The following is a 20665-nucleotide window of genomic DNA, read 5'->3' as shown; positions in this document are numbered from 1 at the left end:
GGCATGATCATCTGGATCGGTATCGGCGCGGCGGCGCTGGTCGGGGTCTACAACCTGATGGGCGGCAACCGCTTCATCTCGCAGATGATCCTGGGGCTCGAGGTCGAGCCCATCGTGATCATGCTGGTGATGATGGCGATCCTGCTGATGCTGGGCATGTTCCTCGACTGGATCGGGGTGGCGATGCTGACCCTGCCGATCTTCGTGCCGATCGTCACGCAGTTGGGCTACAGCCCGATCTGGTTCGGTATCCTGTTCGCGGTCAACATGCAGGTGTCGTTTTTGTCGCCGCCGTTCGGGCCGGCCGCCTTCTACCTCAAGGGCGTGGCGCCGGCGGGCATCAGCCTGAAGGATATCTTCGTCTCGCTGCTGCCGTTCATCGCCATTCAGCTGTGTGTGCTGTTCGCCCTGCTGTTCTGGCCGAGTCTGGCCATGTGGCTGGTGTAAGGCGCCGGGGCGGCAATGTCTTAACAACATCAATCGGAGATCGCCATGCGACTGATCCAATACGAACATGAAGGCCGCCTGCGGGTGGCCGTGGTGGAAAATCCCGAGCAGGTCCGACTGGTCGAGGGTGACCAGGGCGTCTATGGTTTGGCCCAGCAGGCTATCGCCGAGCACCGTCCCCTGACGGAAATCGTCGAGGCGGCGCTGACAGAGACCCGCCTCGAGTATGCTACGCTGATCCAGAATCGACGCCTACGGGCACCGCTGACTCATCCCGATCCGGCGCACTGCCTGATCAGCGGTACCGGCCTGACCCATCTGGGCAGCGCCGACACCCGCTCGGCCATGCATGCCAAGGCTCAGGTTGACGAGAGCGAACTGACCGACTCGATGCGCATGTTCAAGCTCGGTGTGGAGGGCGGCAAGCCCGAGGCCGGCCTGTCCGGTGCCCAGCCGGAATGGTTCTACAAGGGTGACGGCAGCATCGTCGTCGATCCGGAAGGTGAACTTCCGGTACCCCGCTTTGCCGAAGATGCTGGCGAAGAACCCGAGCTGGCCGGTCTCTATCTGATCGGTAATGATGGCCACCCCTGGCGGGTTGGCTACGCGATCGGCAACGAGTTTTCCGACCACGTCACCGAGCGCTTCAATTACCTGTGGCTGGCGCACTCCAAGCTGCGGGCCTGTAGTTTCGGTCCTGAATTACTGATCGGTGAGCTGCCCGCGCATCTGGAAGGCGTCAGCCGTATCGTCCGCGACGGCGAAACGCTATGGGAAAAACCCTTTCTTACCGGCGAAGCCAACATGGCCCATACATTGGCCAACCTGGAGCATCACCATTTCAAGTACGCTCCCTTCCGGCGTGCCGGGGACGTGCATGTCCACTATTTCGGCACCGCGACCCTCAGCTTTGCCGACAGTATCCGCACCCAGCAGGGCGACCGCTTCGAGATCGACCTGCCCGAGTTCGGCCGTCCCTTACGCAACACGCTACGCTTTGACAGCGATGACGAGGAAGTCATCACGATCCGTTCACTCTGATTCACCGACAGGAGGCACCCATGACGCTGACCGGCAACATGTTCATAGGACAACAGGAAGTCACTGGCCAGGATACATCCTTTCGCGCCACTAACCCGGCCACCGGTGAGCCGCTTGAGCCGGCTTATGCCGGTGGCGGCCACACCGAGGTGGACAAGGCCTGCCAGCTCGCCTGGGAGGCCTTCGATGTCTATCGCGAGAGGTCCTTGGAGGATCGCGCAGTCTTCCTCGAGACCATCGCCGCCGAGATCGAGGCCATCGGGGATGAACTCATCGAGCGCGCCGTGGCCGAGTCCGGCCTGCCGCGCGGGCGCATCGAGGGCGAGCGAGGCCGGACCTGCGGCCAGCTGAGACTGTTCGCATCTGTCGTACGGGCCGGCGAGTGGCTGGACGTGCGCATCGACCCGGCCATGCCCGATCGCCAGCCGATGCCCCGCGCCGACCTGCGCCAGCGCCACATTGCGCTGGGCCCGGTGGCAGTATTCGGCGCCAGCAACTTCCCGCTGGCCTTCTCGGTGGCCGGGGGCGATACCGCCTCCGCCTTGGCCGCAGGCTGCCCGGTAGTGGTCAAGGCGCACCCCGCCCATCCCGGCACCTCCGAGCTGGTGGGCCGCGCCGTGCAACAGGCCGTGGCCAAGTGCCAGCTGCCGGAAGGCGTGTTCTCGCTGCTGTTCGGTGCGGGCAACGAGATCGGTGGCGCCTTGGTGGCCGACCATCGGATCAAGGCGGTGGGTTTCACCGGATCGCGCAATGGCGGGCTGGCATTGACACGTATCGCTCAGCAACGCCCGGAGCCGATTCCGGTCTACGCCGAGATGAGCAGCATCAACCCGGTGTTCGCCTTCCCCCAAGCACTTCAGGCGCGTGGCGAGGAGATGGCCAAGGCCTTCGTCGCCTCGCTCAACATGGGCGCGGGACAGTTCTGTACCAACCCCGGCCTGGTGATTGCCGAGAAAGGTCCGGCGCTCGACGCGTTCGTCAAGGTCGCTGGCGAGACACTCAAGGAGAGCGCGGCGCAGACCATGCTCACCCCGGGCATTCATGATGCCTACCAGCAGGGAGTCGGCCGGCTTTCCAGCCACGCCAAGGTACACGAGATCGCCCGCGGCAAGGTGGGAGAATCGCCCCACCAGTGCCAGTCCGGACTATTCAGCACCCGCGCGGCCGATTTCCTGGCCGACGAGACGCTGCAGGAGGAGGTGTTCGGCTCGTCGTCGCTGATTATCGAATGCGCCGACACTGCCGAAGTGAAGCAGGTCGCCGAGCATCTCGAAGGTCAGTTGACCATCACGTTGCAGATGGACGATGCCGATCTCGAGGCCGCACGGGGTCTGATGCCGACGCTGGAGCGCAAGGCTGGGCGCATCCTGGTCAACGGCTGGCCAACGGGGGTCGAGGTGTGCCATGCCATGGTACATGGTGGGCCCTACCCGGCCACCACTGACAGCCGCACCACCTCGGTGGGCAGCGCGGCGATCCTGCGTTTCTTGCGCCCGGTGTGCTACCAGGCATTGCCCGAAGACTTGCTGCCCGAGGCGCTCAGAAATGACAACCCGCTGAAGCTGAAGCGGCTGGTGGATGGCAAGCGCGAAGGCTGAGCCAGATAGCGAAATAACGCTAGCCGAATAGTATCGTGGGCCAGCGTTGTGGCAGGCTTTCGCCTCGCCCTAAAGAGACGGCCCATCAGACTTTCTGATGGGCCGTTTTCGTTATGCCATATCGTTTTTGCAGGGCATAACGAAAATTGTTTCTCGACGACAGCGACAGAGTCGCATCTCGTGACCATTTCGGCTCTCTCGCTGGGAGCACTGACCAATTGTGCCGATCACAGCGCTCGCTTACCCGCCCGGGCTTTCGATATGCGTCAGCGCTATAACCCCTTGGTAAAGCGCGACTGACCAGGCCGGTAACGACAAAGGGCGGTCCACATGGACCGCCCCAATTTTAAGAATTCATGAGCTCTGTCAAAAACCGCGCGCCAACAACCGCTTGCGCTGGCGCTGCTTGCGTGGACGTCGGCGTCCGAATGAGCCTCGACTGATCTTGCCGCGTTTGCTGCGTGCGTCACCTTTTGCCATGGACTGTCTCCCTATCATCAGAGTTCACAATCGACTTGCCTTGATGAGCGTGGAAAAATCGGTGTGCCGGGTCAAGTCGGTGAGCGTAACCGAAGGTCACAACGCAAAAAGGCCGGGATTGCTCCCGGCCTTTTTGAAGACGCTACGCTAGCCGCCCTAGGCAATCGTTCATGCCGTCAGCGGCATACCAATCATGATGCCTGCGAGCGCCGACGTACCGGAGCATCGTCATCGTTGCGACGCCGCGGTGCACGCTCAGGCGCGCCATGGTCCTCGGCAATTTCCAGCGGACGACCGGCAACACGGGCGCGTGCCATCTTGGCCAGAATGCTGGACGGCAGGGAGCTTGGCAGTTCGACGACCGAGAAGGCGTTGCGGATATCGATACGTCCGATACGCGAGCCTTCGATGCCACCTTCATTGGCCAATGCACCGACCAATTGTCCCGGCTTGACGCCATCCTTGTGGCCGACCGAGACGCGATAACGCGTCATACCCTCGGAGGGACCGCTATCACGACGACGCGGCGGCTTGCCATCCTTGCTGTCACGCGGCGCACGCTCGCGTTCGCTACGCGCACCCGGCTTGGGCAGACGACCGATCGGTGCTTCGTCGGCTCGCGCCATGGCGGCGAAGGCGCATGCCAACTCGACCGGATCCTGACCCTCGGCGACCAGCCGCTCGACCAATGCACGCTGCTCCTCGGCACCGGCGGTCAATGCTCCGATCACGCGCTCGCGGAAGCGCTCGTCACGGTGGGCACGAATCGCCGCTTCATCGGGCAGTTCGGTATCGGTCATGGTCTGACCGGTGGCCTGCTCCAGCCAGCGCACCTTACGCGTCTCGCGGAAACCGGCGAAGGTAATCGCCACCCCGAAGCGACCGGCACGGCCGGTACGCCCGATGCGGTGCGTGTAGGCCTCGCTGTCCTGCGGCAGATCGTAGTTGATGACGTGAGTGATGCGCGGCACGTCGAGACCGCGAGCGGCCACGTCGGTGGCAATCAGGACGTCGATCTTGCCTTTCTTGAGGCGTGCCACGGTACGCTCACGCAGGCTCTGATCCAGATCACCGGACAATGCGGCGGCATTGATACCGCGAGCGGTCATCTGCTCGACCAGCGTGGTGCAGGCGGCACGAGTGCGCACGAAAACGATGGCCGCATCAACCTGCTCGACTTCGAGGATACGCGACAGCGCTTCCAGCTTGGCACCGCCCTCGACGCGCACCAGACGTTGATCGATGCTCGCCGCGGTGTCAGCCTTGGACTCGATGGCAACCTTGACCGGATCGACCAAGTAGCGGTTGACGATGCGCTCGATCTCAGCCGGCAAGGTGGCGGAGAAGAACACCCGCTGCGCGGTCTTGGGCGTATCGGATACCACGCGCTTGACGTCGTCGATAAAACCCATGCGCAGCATTTCGTCGGCTTCGTCGAGGACCAGCGAGGATAGGCCTTCGAGCTTGAGGCTGCCGCGGTCGAGGTGGTCGATCACCCGGCCGGGCGTCCCCACGATGACCTGCGCACCACGCCGCAGGGCGCCGAGCTGCTCACGATATTCCTGGCCACCACATAGGCTCGCGACTTCGAGGCCTTTCAGGTTCTGGCCATACTTGGTAAACGACACCGCTACCTGCTGGGCCAGCTCACGGGTCGGCGCCAGCACCAGTACCTGGGGCTCACGACGGTTCAATTCGAGTTTCGACAGGATCGGCAGCGCAAACGCAGCCGTCTTGCCGGTACCGGTCTGGGCCTGGCCCAGCATGTCCCGGCCTTCCAACAGCGCGGGAATGGTCTGCGCCTGGATCGGTGAGGGCGTTTCGTAGCCCAGGGTTTCCAGAGCGGAGAGTACAGCAGGCACGAGTGCCAGGTCGCCGAAGCTCGGCGAGGCAACAGAAGTCGAGGTCATGTAACACCTTGAATGGCCGGTAGTCACCGGCAAGAAAAGTTGTGGCGCCTTGTCGCTTCTGGTTGCGTCGATAATCCGAACATTGCAACGAGACATGGCACCAGGTCGCACCAGGCGTCCTGTTCGTTTCTCAGCCAACACCGCGACATGCAGTGAAGGACGAACAGGTGTGGCGACCGTATACGCCGGGCCGTTTTAGGCACTATGGCGCTCCATCTATGCACCCGGGCGCTCGTGTCAGCTGTTAATCAGCTGTGCGCCTTGCGAGAGAGTCGTCCCCATGCCTCTTTATTAGGCATCAAATACTAAGGGGCGAATCAGCAGGATGGTGGGGTCAACACATGCGAGGAGTGCGTATACTACCATCGTCGAGAGCTTTTGGCTAGTGCTGGTTCAATACCGCTTTCGAGTGGCCCTTTTATGCTGGGCAAATCCACGACAAGCTACGTTCCTGCAACGGTTAGCGATATGCCCTCACGGCAATACAGATCGACTAGGCTTGAAATAACCGCTTGGGCGAGGCGCGAGGAAAGGTGAAATGCGAGGAGTGGCACGTCTTCTAATAGGCCTGGTGCTAAGTGGGATAGCGACCGCTCTCCCCGCCGCCGAACTTGTCTTTATCCAAGGGCAGGAAAACGGCCAGGGCGTGCTGCGTATCCGTAACGCCGAATGCTTCGCCATTGTACCGGAGCATGTCGTAGGTCACGGCCTGGGGCTTTTCGTCGTGACTGCGGATCGCACCCAGGCTCCGGCCGAGATATCGAGTAGCTTCGGCGAGGATATTGCGATACTTCGCGTCCACTCTCGCGGGAAGATCGATTGCGGTGTCGGCTGGCTCGCCTCGACGGACCTGGATACATCTCTGCAGAAGGCGGTATCAGCCGGCCAGACCGGTACGATCGTGCGCGTGCGCGCTACCGGTGGGGTGGAGTCCTATCCTGTTCGTTTTCATGCTTATGATGACCGCTACGTTGATATCGTCCCGCTCGGTGAGGATATTACCTTGTTTCAGGGCATCAGCGGCTCCCGTTTGTTACTCGACGGATTACCGGTGGGCATGGTGATGTCGGTCGATGCCGAACAGGGGCTTGTCCGGGCTTATCGCCAGGATGCCTTGGCGCATCTGGTATCCCGTTTCTTCGACACCGCCGGACCTACCCAGATGCCGGCCATTGAACAGCCGATAGAACCGCTGAAAACCCGGGCTATGATTTCGATACGCACTGCCATCCGCGAGGAGCCTAGCGCATGGTCCCCCGTCGTTCGTTGGCTGAGAGTGGGTCATGTCATCGAAATCACGGGAAAAGTGAAAGGTGCTCCCTGGCTCAGGACAGAGGAAGGCTATGTTTCGGTCAACGGTGCGACCTTGCAATAGCCGGGACAGGCAGACCTGAAACAGCACAACAACAAAGGAGAAACTCCATGCTCATATTGCAACCGCGCTGGTTGATACTAGCACTGACTTTCATCGTTCTGCCGGCTCACGCCATCGACCTCGCCAACATCGAAGCTGCAAAAGAGCGCGCCGGCATCATCGACCGGGTAAGAGAACTTCTGAACGACGAGAGTCCCTCCATCCGCCTCGCGGTTTTCGACGAGGTCATGAAAGGCGACGACCCGGTACTGCGCAGCATGGCGCAGGAAGCCGCACTCAACGCCGACGACGAGCGGCTCCAGACGGCAGCCCTGCGTCAGTTGTTCCGGGATCGCGAGAGCATTCTCGTCGAGATCATTCAGCCCTCGCAGGCCACACAACCGCAAGCCTACCTGTACTCGGTATGGCATGGCCTTAGCCTCTATAACCTCAAGATCGATGAAACCTCCGACGAGTTTACCGGCACATTCAACGCGGCGCGAACCGGTACTCCACGCACGTTCAATGGTCAACTGGTACGCGGAGGCTGGCAAGCCAACCTAGTTACCCATCTGAGCGCCTATACCTGCGTGCTTGCCATTCGCGAAATTACAGGCGTGGACCTGACCGGCTCACTGGAATGCGAAATCACCGGCAAGGCAGCAGGTGAAGACCAGGCCAACGGCAGAAGCGCCAGCCTGCCGGTACGAGTAAAGCTGTCATGAAAGCGCTAAGCACAAAGCTGGGCCTGGCGGTGGTGGGCCTCTCGCTGGGCACTCCAGTTCATGCCCAAGCGTTGCGCGAAGCCAACGTCCAAGCCGACTGGGTGGACGAAGGTTACATCCAGAACGTGCCGGTCTCGGGACGAGTCGTCGTTGGCACGATGTTTATCGATGCCGGCCGCCCCAGCGGCGACACACTATACGTCTCGGTCAACTCGGCGCCGCCAGCATCCGTTGCCGCTGCCCCGGATGAAGATTTGCTGTGCCTGAATTTGGCTTCCCGAGACGGTAGCTACAAGGGCATCTGGAAGACGACCCTGCCCGACATTGAGCCTCCCTACTTATTAAGAGTGCAATACACCAGCCGCGCACGCGCTTTTTATGAAGATGCCCGGGCCCGGGAGCTTGTCGCCCTGGCCACCCTCAAGGACAGCTGTGAACCGGGCGGCGCGGTGAAGCGGATCTTGCCGGTGGCCTGGACGCCTCCCTACGATGCTAATCGGTTGCGCATCTTCATCAATAGCAGCCGCATGCGGACGCTTCTCGCCATCCCTCTTCAAGGCCAAGGGGTGGAAGCCGTCGAATGCCAACCGATTCAAGCCGCACAAAAGATCGCCTTCGACCGCTATTGCGATATCGATGTGAAAGCCCTGGAAGCAGCGGAAAAGGAACCGCAGTATGAGCAGGCTGCGCTGTTGCGGTATCGTGGACCCAACCGTGCCCCTGTCGTACCTCTCCCCCTGTCGCGCTGACTGGCAGGGACCCAACGATGAGACTTCCGGCACGCGGGTTTAGCGCCTTGTTATTGCTGAGAGTCTTCAAACGCCCTTTTCGGGTATTTTTCCTCACCTTGGCAATAATGCCCTTGGTCGCCACGCTACTCTTCAACACCATTCGCCTGCCGGCCAGCTTCAGCGTCAGTGCCGATACCGAAATCCTGGACATGATCGTGACAGAGCAGGTCGGCACTACACGCTGGTATGTGAGAGATGCGCTTGCCACCTTCGGGCTAGACGACCCGGTGGATACCCATAATTTCCAGAACATGGGCGAATTATTGAATGCCTCGGAACCGCAACCGGAACCCTTCAGAGGTTTTGTGGATATCGGATCATGCATGCGGGTACGCATGGTCCGCTATGGCAGCGGGCCGCTTAGCGTCATCATCGAACCCGTCGCCATGGACAGGACTGACGCTGCATGTTCGAGCAGCGAGAACGATGCGTCAGCGGCACACCTGCAGGTAGAGAACCTGCTGACCCCGGCCCAGACATCCCAACCGCTGCGATCAATCGCTCTTGAGATAAATGTCGTCAGTCATCCTTTCAGCGGCGGCTTTCAGGGTGTAGGGCATATCGGAGTGGAAACCTACGACACCAATGCGGCACTGGCGCCGCCCATGCTGCACCAAGGACATGTCACGGCATTAGGCACGGCCCTCCTGACAGGGGATCGCTTTGAAGTCATGCGGTTGCCGTTGGAACTGGGTGATGAGGTCCACGTCATCAACCAAGACGGCCGAGATGCCAGGACAGCCTGCGTTTTCTCTGCCGGTGAGAACCAGGCCCCCGGCTTCGCCGTCTCGTGCCGCGCTCGGGGAAGTGCGTTGCAAGTCAGCCGGCTCGGGACACGTGCTCTCGAGCTGCGCCCCACGCTATGGGCTTATCTGAAAGGCGATCCGGTATTCCAGTCCTTGCTGGCCCTGATCGGCTTCGCATTGATGATATTCTTCGAATACGTGCCGGGTCGCGTTCTTGCTCCCCCTCGCAATGTCAGGCCTTCGTTGGACGACAACGCCTCCCAGAGAGCAGATGCCATCAGCGAATCGCCACCAGACGAGCGCTGAAACATGTTGCACAATCATAGTATCGTGCGCTTCTTTACCGAGCAGGAGACTCGCCATGCCTACGCTCTGGATCGATGCCGACGCCTGTCCGCGCGTGGTACGCGACATTCTGGTCCGTGCCGCCGAGCGCACCCAGGTCACGACCTGGTTCGTGGCCAACCATCAGGTGCCACTGCCGCCCTCGCCCTGGGTCAAGGCGCTGGCGGTGACCAGCGGCCTCGACGCCGCCGATCAGGAGATTGTGCACCGCGCGGCCCCAGGAGACTTGGTCATCACTTCAGACCTGCCGTTGGCCATGGAGGCGATCGATAAAGGTGCTGAAGTGATGACCTCGCGGGGCGAGGCACTGACACGAGACAATATCCGCTCGCGCGTGCAAATGAGAGATTTCATGGAAACCCTGCGCGCCAGCGGCGAGCATACCGGCGGTCCCAAGGGCTATTCCGACGCCGACCGCCGCGATTTCGCCAACGCTCTGGATCGATGGCTGGCCAGGCACACCCGCTAGGCCTTTTCGCGGATCCCCCTTCCCGGTAGCCGCTCGCGGTCGTGGGGACGCATTAGATCGAGCGCCGGTCCCCTGGGCACGATACGCGTGGGATTGATGGTGTCGTGGCTGTAATAGTAGTGGCGCTTGATGTGATCGAAATTGACCGTATCCCTGACGCCCGGCCACTGATACAGCTCACGCAGGTAATTGGACAGGTTCGGGTAGTCCTCGATACGCCTCAGGTTACACTTGAAGTGGCCATGGTAGACGGCATCGAAGCGCACCAGAGTGGTGAACAAACGGATATCCGCTTCGGTCAGCCACTCGCCGGCCAGGTAACGTTGCTCAGCCAGGCGCGACTCCATACGATCGAGGGCCTCGAACAGTGCCATGACGTGCTTGTCGTAGACCGCCTGCTCGGTCGCGAAACCGGCCTTGTAGACGCCATTGTTGATATGATCGTAGACATCGGCATTGATCGCCTCGATGGTCTGGCGTAGGTCGTCGGGATAGACATCCAGGCGGTTGCCGGTCAGCTCGTCGAAGGCATCGTTAAAGATACGAACCAGTTCGGCGGATTCGTTGTTCACGATACGCCGTTCCTGCTTGTCCCATAATACCGGCACCGTCACTCGCCCGGTGTAACGGGGATCGGTCAACGTATACAGCTGATGGTGATAGTCGATGCCGTTAAGCGGATCGCCGCTGGAACCCTCCGCCTGGTGATATGTCCAGCCCTGATCGAGCATCAGCGGGCTGGTATGGGAAACGCCGATCAGACTTTCCAGCCCTTTCAGCTTGCGCATGATCAGGGTGCGATGCGCCCATGGACACGCCAGCGAAACATATAAATGATAGCGGTCCGCCTCGGCAGGCAGAGCGCTCTGCCCCTGTATTGCGGGTCTCCCATCCGGTGTGACCCAATCACGCAGCTTGGCCGATTCACGCACGAATTCTCCACCATGCGTCTTGGTATCGTACCACTGATCTTGCCATGTGCCTTCGATCAACAAGCCCATACTGCCTCCCTGTCATAACCGGCATGATAGTGCTGGAACAATCTCATCAGCGTAAACCGGCTGCGTCATCGTGTCCTTGGCAAGTTTTCTGCCGAATCGTTCGACTGCATCGAATCGCCGCGCTCCTGGCAGCACGCCATGGCCGATTCGGTCAGAGCACGGGCCATGGCATGGGTTGCCGGTCCCGCGCGATCCCTGTCGCTGAAGATCAACTGGACCGGCACCTGACGAATGCCCCCCGCACTCAACGCCAGCGGCTTAAGCCGGCCGCTTGCAAGTGCCTCATGAATTCGCGTCTCGGGGCACCAGGCAAACCCCAGCCCTCTTTCGAGCATGTCGAGTGACGTCGCCAAGTGGCTCACGGTCCAGCGCTGCTCCGCCTTGAGCCAACCGGCATCCACCGCCTGGCGAAGCGCCGAATCGCGCACGACCAGCTGACGATGCTGCACGAGATCACGCAGATCCAGCGGTCTTTCAAGCTGATGCAGCGGGTGATCAGGGTGCGCGACGGCAATGAAGCGCAGCGTGACCAATGGTTCGCCGAGAAAACCCTGGGCGGCAAGACCCGAGACCACCAGATCGGCACGACCGTCGTGCAGCATTTCGATACCGCCGTTAAGCACCGTTTCGTGAAGCTGCACCCGCACATTAGGATAGTTGCGGGAGAACGTCTCGAGCGCCTTGGCCAGCGCATCGGCGGGAAACACCTGATCTACGGCGAGGATCACCTCACTCTCGAGTCCTTGCGCCAGGCTCCCCGCCACCTCCTCCAGCGCCGCAGCATTTTCGATCAACTGACGAGCCCGGCGCAGCAGCATCTCGCCGGATTCAGTGAGACGGACCTGACGTCCGACCGGCTCAAGCACTTGCACACCCAACTGCGCTTCAAGCTTGTGCACGGCGTGATTGAGCGTCGAGGCGCTCTTGTGCAACACCTCGGCGGCTCGAGAAAAACCGCCATGATCGACTACCGCAGCCAGGGTCTGCCATTGCGCAAGCGTGACGCGAGACATTTCGAAAACCTCGAATGATATCGGCAAGATTATGCGCTTAATATTCGAGAATATGCGCCTAGAATGCCAATCAAACCGCTCGCTTTTAGAGGAAGCTTGCCATGACCCAACGTTCTATTATTCGGCTGATTCCCGGCCACCCCAGCCAGGATGGTGCCGGCGTCAAGATCCATCGCGTGCATGAGTTCGAGGGTGGCATCGACCCGTTTCTCATGCTTGACGAGTTGGGCTCGGATCGCCCCGACGAATACCTCAGCGGCTTTCCTTCCCACCCCCACCGCGGCATTCAGACTTTGACCTACGTGATCCATGGTGGCCTGACTCATGAAGATCATCTGGGGCACACCAGTACCATCCATGCCGGCGATGCGCAGTGGATGCATACCGGTCGTGGCATCATTCACTCCGAGATGCCCCTGACCGATAGCGACGGACTGCATGCCTTCCAGCTCTGGCTCAACCTACCCGCCAGCGAAAAGCTAAGCCCGGCCACTTATCGTGACGTGCGGAGCACGCAAATGCCTCGCATTACCTCCGAAGGCGGCCAGCTTATTGCTCTGGGCGGCGACTGGCATGCCGAAGGCCAGCAAGTCTCGGGCCCGCTCGATAGCTTGGCAGGCCATGGCGCAATGGCTGATGTCAGACTATTGAATGACGGACAGCTGCAAATAAAGCAGGACGCCGAGACATTGCTGGTCTATGTTTATAAAGGTAAGCTTGCTATTGAAGAACGTGAAGTTGCGCAAGGCACGTTAGCGCTATTGGGGACGGGTAACATGCTCACCCTGGCAAGCCGTGGCGAAGCAGGCGCGTTGATTCTGGCCGGCACGCCACATCGTGAGCCTATCGCTCACTACGGCCCCTTCGTGATGAATTCACGCGAAGAACTCGAGCAGACGTTGCGCGATTATCAAGACGGTACCCTGACGCAGTAATGCGCGCAGTACCGCACTTAAAAGGATGTAGGCTGCCTTGCGGGGCAAGGTAACCTTCAGGCTTCTCTCCCGAAAACATGGAAACGTTGAGGGAGGGTAGGCCTTGCTGTATGTAAAAACAGGCTAGGCATGGCATGTCGCATAGGTTAAGGTTCGATAGCCTTTTTATATCCACATGTCATGTACGGCCTTTATATGTTGCGAATCCTTCATTCGCTGCCCCGCACACATAAATTTTTATTGTTACCGGTTGCGACTATGGTAACGGTGCTGGGCGCACACCAGATTATGACCGATGCCGACGAGCGCGACATCGATGCAGCTCCTAGCCAGCTGCAGATTTCCTCCATTCCGAACGGCCTGGTATCGTCTCAAAACAACGATGCCGCTTCTCCTGAAAGGGCGGCTTTGGCGAAACAAGCCGATTTTGAGCCGCTGCAGGGCTATATCCCTTTATCTCAATTGGCCGCGCGGGAAATCATCGATATTGATTTCATTGCCGATGCCCAGGCGAACGATACCGTAGGGAAAGACGTTTTTCCGTCCGACGAATCCCGCCCACCGCTAGCGACATCCGATACGGCGCAGAAGAAGGCCGTCAAGACCCAGCCGCTACATCTCGCCATGCAGCTTCCCGACGAGTCTATCGGAGGCACTTCGTACGAAGACATCTCCATCGACCCGGTCGAGCTGTCCGATGGCGAGCCAGAGCTCGACGAAGAGATCGCGGCGCAGCAGATCTACGTGCCCGAGTGGGAAAGCTACACCATCCAACCCGGCGACACTTTCGCGGTCATGGCCGAGCGTAACCTGGGCCTGGGCTACAGCGATGTCATGCGCATCCTGGCCACCATCCCCGACAAGAACGTGCTGACTCGCTGGCGGGTCGGTCGTAGCTTCGATTATAAATTGGACGAAAACGGCTCCCTACTCGCTCTGCGGGTGATGAAGAATGCTCGCAGCGGTTACCTGATCGAGCGTGGGACTAGCGACGAATTTACCGTCGCGGATATCGCCAAGGCTTCCGAGGCGACACAACGGCTGTTTTCCGGCACCGTCAATGGCAGCTTCGCCCTTTCTGCCGAAGCGACCGGATTGTCGAACGCAGAAGTGGCCGAGCTGACCGGCATTCTTGGCAAAAAACTCGATTTCCGCCGCGACGCCCGTCGCGGCGATCATTTTCAGGTTCTCGTCGAGTCCGACATGATCGAAGGTCAGCCTCTGGACTCGCGCGTTCTTGCCGCTCAGTACGAAGGCGATCGCATGAACCTGACCGTCATTCGCAACAGTGGCGACAACCGCTTCTATACGCCTGATGGGCATAGCCTCGATCCGGCATTCAATCGTTTTCCGTTCAACGGCAAGCATCGCGTCAGCTCGCCTTTCAACCTGCGCCGCCACCATCCGATCACCGGCCGCATCAGCCCGCACCGGGGAACGGACTTCGCCATGCGTAACGGTACCCCCGTCTTGGCGCCGGCAGATGGCCGCGTGGTCAAGACGGACTTCCAAGCCGGCGGCGCGGGCAATTATCTCGTAATCCAGCATGATAACGGCTACAAGACACGCTACATGCACCTTTCCAAATCACTGGTGAAGCCTGGTCAGCGCGTCTCCATGGGCGATCGTATCGCCCTGTCCGGCAATACCGGCGGTAGCACCGGCCCCCATCTGCACTACGAAATCATGGTCAACAATCGCCAAGTCGACGCCATGCGCGTCAAGCTGCCTGACAGTCAGAGCCTGTCGGGTCAGGCACTGGCCGCCTTCAAGCAGGAATCGAAGCAATTGTTAGCCAAGCTACATGATGACGGCAAGACTGCCATTGTCGCCAGCCGTTCCGCAGCGGGCCCACGCGCCGACGGTGGCTAATCCGCCCCCACGCTTGAAATGATGGTGTGACTGTTACGACAACGCCCCGCGTCTGCGGGGCGTTGTCGTATCATTGTAGAGCCCACCGATTGTGCAGCGCGATGGAGCGATAAGCCGGCTTCAAGGTTCGAAAACGCGACCGTCGAGAAAATTGTCGGCCATCATGGCGATGTCACCGCGATCCCCCGGCAATGACCAGGCCTGATCATGATCACCTTCGATCTTGCTGTCGCTCAGGGGGACGGAAAGCTTCAGATCGCCTGCCGCCTGGCGGTAGAGGTCGGGACGCACACAGCGCCGAACGGCGGCCTGCAGATCCAGTGTCTGGGGCAGGTGGCCCCAGCGCTGCATCTGGTGCGCATACCATAGGGTTTGCGAGTACCAGGGAAAAGTAGCGGCATGACGAAAGAACAACGTGCCACCGGAACCCGCATCCTCGTCACGACTCATCTCGTCAGGATCGCACAGCCCCGCCTCGACAATCTGCGGCGAGACGTCCAGATACCCTCCCAGGCACAATAGGCGCGCCGCACGCTCGCGATTGCCGGGCTCGTCGAGCCAGCGGCAGGCCTTCAGCAAGGCACGCAATACCGCGCGGTGTGTATTGGGGTACTGCTCGGCCCACGTTTCACATACGCCGAAGACCTTCTCTTGACTGGCGCCCCAGATATCGAAACTGCTGCACAGCATACGCCCCAGGCCGCGACTGACTGCTAGCCGGTTCCAGGGTTCACCTACGCAGTAACCCTCCAGGACGCCGGATTCGAGCTGAGACGCCATCAGCGGTGGCGGCACCACACGCAATTCCAGATCCCGATCCGGATCGATGCCCCCCGCCGCCAACCAGTAACGCAACAGGTAACGGTGCGAGGAGAAAGAGTAGACATTGGCGAAACGCAAGGCAGGCTGCCCGTCGTGACGCCGCGCTTCGATCACTCGCGCCAATGCCCGCGCCCGCGTCACCGGATGGGCCATGGCCTCGGCATCCAGTGCGCTCATCGCGGCATGCAGCGACTGAGAAACGGTAATCGCATTACCGCCCAGATTAAGGGTCAGCGCTGAAAGCATCGGTGTCGCGCGGCCATCCAGTCCCAGCGTCGAGGCCAACGGCATCAGCGCCAGCATCTGGGCGCCATCGAGTCTCCCCAACTGTACGCCATCGCGCAGCCCAGCCCAGGAGGTTTCGACACTCAACGCGACCTCCAGCCCCTCGGCCGCGAAAAAGCCCTGCTCCAAGGCAACCACCAGAGGCGCCGCATCATTGAGCGGCAACATTCCCAAGGTCAGACGACGCAACTCCGGCGCGGGAAAACTCCCCTCCATCCCGTTGGTCTCCATGCACTCCTCCTACCTTTTGTTCTTGTCCGTAGCGGACAGCAGTTCCTGGGCCAGCTCATGGATGGTCATGCGTCGATTCATCGCTGTGTTCCGCAGGTACTGGTAGGCAGCCTCTTCGCCGAGTCCGCGAACTTCCATGACCATGGCCTTGGCCCGGTCGATAGCTCGGCGCTGGGCCAGGGTTTCCTGGGTACGGTTCAGCTCGCCCTTGAGCGCACGATGCGTTTCGAAACTCGAGATGGCGACATTGAGCATCGAGCGCACCAGTGCCGGCCCCACACTATCCACTACATAGGTACTGACCCCAGCACGAGCGGCCTGCTGGTTCAGGTCCGGCGCTTCCTCATCGGCCAGCATGATCATCGGTTTGGGATAGCGTCGCCCGAGCTGCCCTAGATGCTCCAGCGTGTCACGACTGGGTAGCGCGGCATCGACGATGACCGCATCCGGCTGCAGACGCTCCATGATGGCATAAAGGTCTTCTTGCTCGTCCACGGTCGTGATGACCTCGAACCCCGCCTCGAGGAGTGCTTGCTCCAGCGCCCGGGATCGCTCGCCCCGGGTATCCACGATCAGCACTCTTATCATGCGCGCTCCCCTGCCTGTGGTGCCTTGTCTTGTGTGTCTAGCAGTATCCATGCCAAAGACGTAAACACAACCTTCCCGCCCCGCCCATGACATCGGCGCACCGCGCCGTGCATTGTCCTAGTGCAAGCGGCATGCAACATGCGCCAAAGCGGCACGTAGACATCGCATCACCGCAGCCCACGCCGTACATAATGCCCTGTATGGCAGCGCTTTCTATAGGTTGGCATGCAATCTGCTTAAGGGAAGACACCAGGACGTGGACCAGGCTTGCGTTGCGAGTACGAGTGCGTCGAACCGGGACCTTCAACGACGAAGGGCCATGCATTCGTGTTCGATACCGTCTCGACGAGGAACGTCCCATGGACATTCGCAACAAAGCCAACAGGATCCGCCTGTTCAGTTTCAACACGCCGCAGATGCGTGCCTTCCATCTGTCGTGGTTCGCCTTCCATGTCTGCTTCTTCGGCTGGTTCGGCATCGCGCCGCTGATGGCAGTGGTGCGTGACGACCTTGGCCTGACCAAGACCCAGATCGGCAATACCATCATCGCCTCGGTAGCGATCACCGTCATCGTGCGTCTGGCCATCGGCGTGCTCTGCGACAAGATTGGCCCACGCAAGGCCTACACTTGGCTGTTGTGTCTGGGATCCCTGCCAGTGATGATGATCGGCTTCGCCGACAGCTTCGAGAGCTTCTTCATCGCCCGCCTGGCGATCGGCGCCATCGGGGCCTCCTTTGTCATTACCCAGTACCACACTTCGGTGATGTTCGGCCCCAACGTGGTGGGCACCGCCAATGCCACCACCGCCGGTTGGGGTAACCTGGGCGGCGGCACCACGCAGATCCTGATGCCACTGGTCTTCTCCGGCATTCTCATGCTCGGTGTCGAGGCCACGCTCGGCTGGCGCCTGGCCATGGTCGTGCCCGGCATCGTGCTGTTCATCACCGGCATTGCCTACTATTTCCTGACCCAGGATGCCCCCGACGGCAACTTCGACGAACTGCGTGAACGTGGCGAGCTGCCCCGTGCCGAAAAAGAGCACAGCATGGGCCGAACCTTTGCCGCCGCCGCCAAGGACAAACGCGTCTGGGCCCTGTTCGTGGTCTATGCCGCCTGCTTTGGTGTCGAGCTGACCATCAACAACATCGCCGCCATCTACTACTTCGACACGTTTGATCTCGATCTGTCTACCGCCGGTCTCATCGCCGGCCTGTTCGGCCTGATGAACCTCTTCGCCCGCACCCTGGGCGGCGTATTCTCCGATCTCTTCGCTCGCAACGGGGGGCTCAAGGGCCGCGTACGCTGGCTGTTCATCGCCATGTTCTGCGAGGGCATCGCACTGATGTTCTTCTCCCAGATGCATGTCCTGACGCTGGCCATCGGCATCATGCTGGTCTTCAGTCTCTTCACCCAGATGGCCGAAGGCGCCACCTTCGGCGTGGTCCCCTTCATCAACAAGAAGGCCCTGGGTGCGGTGGCCGGCATCGTCGGTGCCGGCGGTAACGCCGGCGCCGTCGCCGCCGGTTTCCTGTTCCGCTCGGAGTCCCTGACCTACCAGCAGGGCCTGTTCTATCTCGGCGTGGCCGTGCTGCTGGCGTCTTTCTGCGCCCTGCTGGTGCGCTTCTCGCCCCAGGTGTTGGCAGAAGAAGATGCGGCCTACCACGAGGCCGCCGGCACCCAGGGCGCCGCACCCGCCGCCGTCGGCGTGCGCTGATCGCCGATGCGTCTGTCCCGGTTAGTGGCCATCAGCGACCCACACCGCCTCGCGAATGCGAGGCGGTATCGCCATGGCGCTTGATTAAACGGTGACCACGACCTTGCCCACCTGCTGGTTGGATTCCAGGAAACGATGCGCTTCCTGAATCTGCTCCAGAGGAAAGGTCCGGGTAATGGTTGGCTTGAGCGCACCGGATTCCAGCCCTTCCAGGATGAAGCGCTTGGCACCGTCGAGCCGTGCAGCGTCGGAGACGATCTCGCTGTAGAGATAGCCCTTGAGCGTCAACGTCTTTCCCAGCACCGTGAACAGTGGGAACGGACTTGCCTCCGGGCTCAACGCGCCGTAGACCAGCAGGATTCCGCCGGTCGCCATGGACTCGGTCAGCGGCTCCAGCGTCGGGCCACCCACCGGATCGAAGACCACCCGCGCCCCCTTGCCTTGGGTGATTTCCATGACACGCCCCGGCAGATCCTCCTCCTGGGTGGCGATGACGTAATCCGCTCCGGCCTCCCCCAGGGAGTCGCGCTTGGCGGAGGTGCGAGTCGTGGCAATGACGGTGGCGCCCACCTGTTTAGCCACTTGAAAGGCGGCGATACCGACGCTACTCGAGGCGGCAGTCACGATCACGAAATCGTCCCGGGTCAGCTTCGCCTGGTCGATCAGGGCACCGTAGGCGGTCACGTACTGCATCCATACTGCGGCGGCCTGCTCGAAGGAGAGGCTGTCGGGATGCTTGACCAGTAACGACGCGGGGACATTGGCGACCTCGCCATAGGTGCCCCACCTGGCGATATCGAGAGGCGGAATCAGACTGACCGCGTCGCCTTGGCTGAACCCCTCCACGTTCTCGCCCACCACTTTCACGATGCCGGCGGCCTCGTAGCCCAACCGACTGGGAAATGTCGCTTCCTGAAGATAAGCGTGGTTACGAAACATGACTTCCGCGCGGTTCACGCCTATCGCCTTGACTGCGATCTGCACCTCGTCACCCGCGGGCTGGGGCACTTCGAGTTCCTCGAGGCGCAACACTTCGGGGCCCCCGTACTCATGGATACGAACAATGCGTGGCATAAATTCTCCGTCTGATCTCGTCAATTGGGAAGGCTCATCGCTATTCACAGGGGCGCGTCACGTCGACACTCCGCCAGCAAGGAAGAAACATTCGACACCCCTGCAGGTGACTTAAAAGTAGCAGCTTCGAAATGCGCCAGATCACGCAACGTGGCGTTGCGTAACCACTACCGCCACATGTCGTTTGATGACTACCATTAGTTAATGAGAAGCATTACTTTCAATGGCCTCACATGACTCTCTGGATGATCCATGAAGCTGAACATATTACTCACCGCCGCGCTGTTCACCCTGGCCAGTACCCCGGCCCTGGCAGCCGAGACTTCCTCCGGCAACGGCTCCGCGACCGAGCGCGTAGTGTCGTTCGACTACGGCAGTCTCGACACACTCGATGCCCTGGGCCTTGGCGATCAGGTCGTCGGCGTTCCCAAGCAGAGCCTGCCGGATTATCTTGCCCAGTACGCCGACGATACCTATGCCGATGTCGGCGGGCTGAAATCGCCCGATCTCGAAACGCTCCGTCAGCTATCGCCGACGCTGATTCTGATCACCGGACGCCAGAGCGAGCAGCGCGAATCCCTCCAGGCGGTGGCACCGGTCATGGATACCACTCTGGACGATGATGACTACCTCAACGCTTTCGATGCCAACGTGAGGCAGCTGGCAGAGCGTTTCGATGCCGAGAAGCCGGCAGAGTCGGCCCTCCAGACGTTGCACGAAAAGATCGACGAAGCCCGCCAGCGTCTCGACGACGCACCGCCGGTCCTGATAGCCACCCACAATCAGGGCAATCTGATGCTCAACCGCCATCCGGTAGCCTACGAGGTGCTCGGTCTGACCTTGCCGAAAATTCCCGATAGCGTCCCCAGCGAGACTCGCGGCAATCGCACCTTTACGCGACTTTCACCGCAGGCTATCGCCGAGATCGCTCCCGATGTGCTGCTGATCGTCGATCGCAGCGCCGCCATCGGCGATGATGCCGCCGACCTCGACGCACTGCGCCAGTCACTGGCCGATGCGGGGGCGGAAGATGTGAGTGTTGAGATGCTGTCGCCGGAGTTGTGGTACCTCTCCGGTGGCGGACTGCAGAGCCTGAGCTTGCAGGTCGATGAAGTGGTCAACGCAGTGCAAGGTTCCTAGGCTAGCCGACGCCACCTTCGGTTGCAGACCCGTTTAACAGCTCTCATCATCCCCAAGGGCCAAGGGGGCTGGCCTGGCGGCGG

Annotated in this window: 19 protein-coding genes; 12 read left to right on the top strand and 7 right to left on the bottom strand. The window is 60.7% G+C overall.

What is annotated here, in order from left to right:
• The 3 genes from ACW4DH_RS18840 to ACW4DH_RS18830 all read left to right on the top strand — a co-directional run.
• Positions 1–447: TRAP transporter large permease subunit (locus ACW4DH_RS18840; protein ID WP_459637944.1), on the top strand; the 447-nt coding region annotated here is incomplete at its 5' end.
• 45 nt (positions 448–492) lie between these two features.
• Positions 493–1488 carry an AraD1 family protein gene (araD1, locus tag ACW4DH_RS18835; protein WP_459637943.1) on the top strand — a complete coding sequence of 332 codons (996 nt, stop codon included), beginning with the start codon at positions 493–495 and terminating at the stop codon, positions 1486–1488.
• A 20-nt stretch (positions 1489–1508) separates the two neighbouring features.
• Positions 1509–3086 (top strand): aldehyde dehydrogenase (NADP(+)), encoded by a 1578-nt coding sequence (locus ACW4DH_RS18830; RefSeq protein ID WP_459637942.1) that lies wholly within the window; start codon positions 1509–1511, stop codon positions 3084–3086.
• A 366-nt stretch (positions 3087–3452) separates the two neighbouring features.
• On the opposite strand, the gene ACW4DH_RS18825 is transcribed toward ACW4DH_RS18830, so the two are convergent.
• On the bottom strand, positions 3453–3566 hold the full coding sequence (locus ACW4DH_RS18825) for a 30S ribosomal protein THX (RefSeq protein WP_459637941.1): 114 nt from the start codon (positions 3564–3566) through the stop codon (positions 3453–3455).
• 191 nt (positions 3567–3757) lie between these two features.
• A complete protein-coding gene (locus ACW4DH_RS18820; protein ID WP_459637940.1) occupies positions 3758–5476 on the bottom strand; it encodes a DEAD/DEAH box helicase in 1719 nt (572 codons plus the stop codon).
• A gap of 547 nt (positions 5477–6023) precedes the next feature.
• Here ACW4DH_RS18820 and ACW4DH_RS18815 point away from each other — a divergent pair.
• Genes ACW4DH_RS18815 through ACW4DH_RS18795 form a run of 5 tightly spaced genes read left to right on the top strand, consistent with a single transcriptional unit; the run spans position 6024 to position 9906 of the window.
• Positions 6024–6851, top strand: coding sequence for an SH3 domain-containing protein (locus ACW4DH_RS18815; protein ID WP_459637939.1), 828 nt, complete (start codon positions 6024–6026; stop codon positions 6849–6851).
• A 47-nt stretch (positions 6852–6898) separates the two neighbouring features.
• The gene (locus ACW4DH_RS18810; protein ID WP_459637938.1) at positions 6899–7555 is read left to right on the top strand and encodes a hypothetical protein; all 657 of its coding nucleotides are present in this window, start codon (positions 6899–6901) and stop codon (positions 7553–7555) included.
• Positions 7552–8304 (top strand): hypothetical protein, encoded by a 753-nt coding sequence (locus ACW4DH_RS18805; protein WP_459637937.1) that lies wholly within the window; start codon positions 7552–7554, stop codon positions 8302–8304. Before ACW4DH_RS18810 ends, ACW4DH_RS18805 begins: the two co-directional genes overlap by 4 nt.
• A gap of 17 nt (positions 8305–8321) precedes the next feature.
• Complete coding sequence (locus ACW4DH_RS18800) at positions 8322–9398, top strand: hypothetical protein (protein ID WP_459637936.1); 1077 nt, start codon at positions 8322–8324, stop codon at positions 9396–9398.
• A 55-nt stretch (positions 9399–9453) separates the two neighbouring features.
• A complete protein-coding gene (locus ACW4DH_RS18795; protein WP_459637935.1) occupies positions 9454–9906 on the top strand; it encodes a YaiI/YqxD family protein in 453 nt (150 codons plus the stop codon).
• Here ACW4DH_RS18795 and ACW4DH_RS18790 read toward each other — a convergent pair.
• On the bottom strand, positions 9903–10907 hold the full coding sequence (locus ACW4DH_RS18790) for a glutathione S-transferase family protein (protein WP_459637934.1): 1005 nt from the start codon (positions 10905–10907) through the stop codon (positions 9903–9905). The two genes, ACW4DH_RS18795 and ACW4DH_RS18790, sit on opposite strands and share 4 nt — an antisense overlap.
• Positions 10908–10972: 65 nt before the next feature.
• On the bottom strand, positions 10973–11920 hold the full coding sequence (locus ACW4DH_RS18785; RefSeq protein ID WP_459637933.1) for a LysR family transcriptional regulator: 948 nt from the start codon (positions 11918–11920) through the stop codon (positions 10973–10975).
• Positions 11921–12021: 101 nt separating this feature from the next.
• Here ACW4DH_RS18785 and ACW4DH_RS18780 point away from each other — a divergent pair, with 101 nt between their 5' ends.
• Positions 12022–12855 carry a pirin family protein gene (locus tag ACW4DH_RS18780; protein ID WP_459637932.1) on the top strand — a complete coding sequence of 278 codons (834 nt, stop codon included), beginning with the start codon at positions 12022–12024 and terminating at the stop codon, positions 12853–12855.
• Positions 12856–13050: 195 nt separating this feature from the next.
• Positions 13051–14727, top strand: a complete 1677-nt coding sequence (locus ACW4DH_RS18775; RefSeq protein WP_459637931.1) for a peptidoglycan DD-metalloendopeptidase family protein — start codon at positions 13051–13053, stop codon at positions 14725–14727.
• Positions 14728–14847: 120 nt separating this feature from the next.
• On the opposite strand, the gene ACW4DH_RS18770 is transcribed toward ACW4DH_RS18775, so the two are convergent.
• The gene (locus ACW4DH_RS18770) at positions 14848–16065 is read right to left on the bottom strand and encodes a CmpA/NrtA family ABC transporter substrate-binding protein (protein ID WP_459637930.1); all 1218 of its coding nucleotides are present in this window, start codon (positions 16063–16065) and stop codon (positions 14848–14850) included.
• 9 nt (positions 16066–16074) lie between these two features.
• The gene (locus ACW4DH_RS18765; protein WP_459637929.1) at positions 16075–16653 is read right to left on the bottom strand and encodes an ANTAR domain-containing response regulator; all 579 of its coding nucleotides are present in this window, start codon (positions 16651–16653) and stop codon (positions 16075–16077) included.
• A gap of 359 nt (positions 16654–17012) precedes the next feature.
• On the opposite strand from ACW4DH_RS18765, the gene ACW4DH_RS18760 reads away from it, so the two are divergent.
• A complete protein-coding gene (locus tag ACW4DH_RS18760; protein WP_459637928.1) occupies positions 17013–18368 on the top strand; it encodes an MFS transporter in 1356 nt (451 codons plus the stop codon).
• 84 nt (positions 18369–18452) lie between these two features.
• Here the strand turns inward: ACW4DH_RS18760 and ACW4DH_RS18755 are convergent, their stop codons facing one another.
• Positions 18453–19442: a zinc-dependent alcohol dehydrogenase family protein gene (locus ACW4DH_RS18755; RefSeq protein WP_459637927.1), complete on the bottom strand. Its 990-nt coding sequence runs from the start codon at positions 19440–19442 to the stop codon at positions 18453–18455.
• 252 nt (positions 19443–19694) lie between these two features.
• Here ACW4DH_RS18755 and ACW4DH_RS18750 point away from each other — a divergent pair, with 252 nt between their 5' ends.
• On the top strand, positions 19695–20582 hold the full coding sequence (locus ACW4DH_RS18750; protein ID WP_459637926.1) for an ABC transporter substrate-binding protein: 888 nt from the start codon (positions 19695–19697) through the stop codon (positions 20580–20582).
• Positions 20583–20665 lie beyond the last annotated feature (83 nt).

The organism is Halomonas sp. WWR20 (assembly GCF_054602495.1).
This window is presented reverse-complemented; position numbering and strand designations above follow the sequence as displayed.

Coding starts and splice junctions, on each gene's coding strand:
- ACW4DH_RS18820 (WP_459637940.1), bottom strand. CDS start 5,476: ATGACCTCGACTTCTGTTGCCTCGCCGAGCTTCGGCGACCTGGCACTC.
- araD1 (WP_459637943.1), top strand. CDS start 493: ATGCGACTGATCCAATACGAACATGAAGGCCGCCTGCGGGTGGCCGTG.
- ACW4DH_RS18805 (WP_459637937.1), top strand. CDS start 7,552: ATGAAAGCGCTAAGCACAAAGCTGGGCCTGGCGGTGGTGGGCCTCTCG.
- ACW4DH_RS18765 (WP_459637929.1), bottom strand. CDS start 16,653: ATGATAAGAGTGCTGATCGTGGATACCCGGGGCGAGCGATCCCGGGCG.
- ACW4DH_RS18750 (WP_459637926.1), top strand. CDS start 19,695: ATGAAGCTGAACATATTACTCACCGCCGCGCTGTTCACCCTGGCCAGT.
- ACW4DH_RS18825 (WP_459637941.1), bottom strand. CDS start 3,566: ATGGCAAAAGGTGACGCACGCAGCAAACGCGGCAAGATCAGTCGAGGC.
- ACW4DH_RS18775 (WP_459637931.1), top strand. CDS start 13,051: ATGTTGCGAATCCTTCATTCGCTGCCCCGCACACATAAATTTTTATTG.
- ACW4DH_RS18755 (WP_459637927.1), bottom strand. CDS start 19,442: ATGCCACGCATTGTTCGTATCCATGAGTACGGGGGCCCCGAAGTGTTG.
- ACW4DH_RS18790 (WP_459637934.1), bottom strand. CDS start 10,907: ATGGGCTTGTTGATCGAAGGCACATGGCAAGATCAGTGGTACGATACC.
- ACW4DH_RS18810 (WP_459637938.1), top strand. CDS start 6,899: ATGCTCATATTGCAACCGCGCTGGTTGATACTAGCACTGACTTTCATC.
- ACW4DH_RS18795 (WP_459637935.1), top strand. CDS start 9,454: ATGCCTACGCTCTGGATCGATGCCGACGCCTGTCCGCGCGTGGTACGC.
- ACW4DH_RS18785 (WP_459637933.1), bottom strand. CDS start 11,920: ATGTCTCGCGTCACGCTTGCGCAATGGCAGACCCTGGCTGCGGTAGTC.
- ACW4DH_RS18770 (WP_459637930.1), bottom strand. CDS start 16,065: ATGGAGACCAACGGGATGGAGGGGAGTTTTCCCGCGCCGGAGTTGCGT.
- ACW4DH_RS18760 (WP_459637928.1), top strand. CDS start 17,013: ATGGACATTCGCAACAAAGCCAACAGGATCCGCCTGTTCAGTTTCAAC.
- ACW4DH_RS18800 (WP_459637936.1), top strand. CDS start 8,322: ATGAGACTTCCGGCACGCGGGTTTAGCGCCTTGTTATTGCTGAGAGTC.
- ACW4DH_RS18780 (WP_459637932.1), top strand. CDS start 12,022: ATGACCCAACGTTCTATTATTCGGCTGATTCCCGGCCACCCCAGCCAG.
- ACW4DH_RS18830 (WP_459637942.1), top strand. CDS start 1,509: ATGACGCTGACCGGCAACATGTTCATAGGACAACAGGAAGTCACTGGC.